The 1,414-nt window shown below is 67.8% G+C and carries 1 tRNA gene and 2 pseudogenes; 2 read left to right on the top strand and 1 reads right to left on the bottom strand.

Going from position 1 to position 1,414, the window contains the following annotated elements:
• Together E5W70_RS23440 and E5W70_RS23435 are read left to right on the top strand one after the other, a co-directional pair.
• Positions 1-1,088: pseudogene (locus E5W70_RS23440) on the top strand (peptidase M15); the annotation flags it as partial.
• Between the two features lie 98 nt (positions 1,089-1,186).
• Positions 1,187-1,260: transfer RNA gene (locus E5W70_RS23435), tRNA-Gln, on the top strand.
• 53 nt (positions 1,261-1,313) lie between these two features.
• On the opposite strand, the pseudogene E5W70_RS23430 reads toward E5W70_RS23435, so the two are convergent.
• A pseudogene (locus tag E5W70_RS23430) lies at positions 1,314-1,414 on the bottom strand (keto-deoxy-phosphogluconate aldolase); the annotation flags it as partial.

The raw sequence follows: 1,414 nt of genomic DNA, 5'->3' as shown, positions 1-1,414 counted from the left end.
CCCGTAACGTGAAGCCGGCGCCGTCCGCCAAGAGCAGCAACCTGCCTGGCATTGCCATCGTGGCGCCTCAGGACGCCAAGCGCGCCGAGATTCCGGAAGTCGCCGATGCTCCGGCGCCTGCGCCTGAACCGGAAAACGACACGCCGGAGACGATCATCGCGGCATTGCCGGCGCGCAGCATTCCGCTGCCGGATTTTGCTCCGCGCCCGAAGACCGACGTCGGCGCCCAGCCGCCTGAAAACGTTCCGTTCGGCGTGGCGGATGCGGCTGGATCGACCGAACAGGCGGTGGCGACCGCGCAAGCGCCGGCAAGCGTGGCGACGGCCAGTGCGGCGCCGGCAAATGTGCCGTTCGGCATGGCAGATCCGTCTGCTGCGGCCGGCCCGGTGCAGACCGCGGCGAACACCATTCCCGTGCCGAGCTGGCGGCCCGATCATTCGCTGCCGGCCGATCTTTCGTCGGCGGGTCTTGCGCCGCAGGACAAGCAAGTGTTGCTGGCGCTGGCGAGTGCGGCTGAGCGGAGCAACACCGCCACCGACGCATTCTCCGTATTGCCGTCGGCGCGGCCAGACAGTTCGCAGCCCGACGAGGTCAAGGCCGTTCTGGAACGGGTCAGCGCGACCGACGAATACAAGGTCGCGTCGCTTTCCGAGCAAGCATCGGTGTTCGAGGTACCGGCGAACGACGACGGGGCATCGAGCGACGGGGCATCGAGCGACGGGGCATCGCCGCGCGAGGCCATCGTTGCCCGCCCGGCCGGCTCCGATCCGGCGGCCGTCATCGGTGCGGGCGTGAAGACCACACGCAAGGAACCCAGGGCCACCGCCCGCGACCTGAAGCCCGGCCCCAAGCCGGTGGTGGTCGCCGCCGCGCCGCAGGCCGCCCGTTGGGCGCTGCACAGCGGTGAGTATGTCGCAACCGTTTCAGATGCGACAACGGCGCCGCGCTACGCCTACGACTTCGTCCGTACGGCACCGAGCGAGGTCTATACCGTAGGCTTCCAGCCGGGCAACGAGATGGCCGACGCCAACCGGTTCACCGGCAAAGCCGTCAAGTTCATGTCGGTGGCCCGCTTCAAGACCAAATAACGGCTGGGCAGATATCGTAGAGGCCGCGCTGGCAGCGGCCGCTCCCGCCGCCGGCACTGGCTTCCTTCGTGCCGGGATGCTAACCAAGGTCAGCATTCTCCCGCTTCGTCTAATGGTAGGACAGCGCCCTTTGAAGGCGTGAATCGTGGTTCGAGCCCATGAGCGGGAACCAGCCGGCAAATCACATCGGCAGCAGGCCAGATTTGCGGGCCTTCATGCGGAAGGCTAGCGGCCGAGCTTGCTTGCGGCGCGGGCAAAGGCTTCGATCTCGTCCCATTTGCCGGCCTTGACCAGATCGTCCGGCGCCACCCAGGAACCGCCGACGC

The organism is Mesorhizobium sp., from assembly GCF_005063415.1.
Taxonomy (GTDB): Bacteria; Pseudomonadota; Alphaproteobacteria; order Rhizobiales; family Rhizobiaceae; genus Mesorhizobium.
The sequence above is the reverse complement of the archived record's forward strand: the minus strand, read 5'-3'. Positions and strand labels throughout refer to the sequence as shown.